1 protein-coding gene is annotated in these 623 nt (G+C 35.3%); it reads left to right on the top strand.

The window, feature by feature from the left end; genetic code table 11:
* Positions 1–623, top strand: a 623-nt coding sequence (locus H6A60_RS12200; RefSeq protein WP_205105007.1) for a hypothetical protein, incomplete at both ends; no start/stop codon positions are given.

Below are 623 nucleotides of genomic sequence, written 5' to 3'. Positions count from 1 at the left end.
CCGATGAAGCTGAAGAGAAAGGTGCTTGGCCTTGGTTAATTAATAGACTTATTAATACGAAAATTAATAACTCGAATGGTGGAAAGATACTATTATCACCTCATTCAATTGAAAATATTGATATCACAAATGATGGGGTGGGATCAAAAGTTTTAATTTATTCATATCAAGGAATTCCAGATTCGTCTGCAGTTAGGAATTTAAATGGAGGAGAAGTAGAACTGACTGTTGGTGGCACATGGAATATTGAAAATGGTGCTAATTCAACGATGGAATTTATCTTTAATTTAGAGGGGGCCAACGATATTGGGTCATCCGTTGTCAGCATTAATGGGACTAATTCGGGTAATTTAACTACAAGTCTTATTCACTCTGTATATAATGAAAAAGACTCAAGATTAATAAATAATCAAAGTGGCACTTTGAATATACACGGAATCGTGCATGGAGCCGGCAGCTTACCAGCAAAGGCAACTATTGATAATTATGGGGTTACGAATTTCACTGGCAATTCATACCTTATTCAACAATATCAAGGTCCAAGCCTTAACGGTGCTCCAAGGGGGATTCTTAATAATTTTGAAGGAGGTATTGTTAATTTTAAAGCAGATTCATCATATAAA

The organism is Sutterella massiliensis, from assembly GCF_016899755.1.
Taxonomy (GTDB): domain Bacteria; phylum Pseudomonadota; class Gammaproteobacteria; order Burkholderiales; family Burkholderiaceae_F; genus Sutterella; species Sutterella massiliensis.
This window is presented reverse-complemented; position numbering and strand designations above follow the sequence as displayed.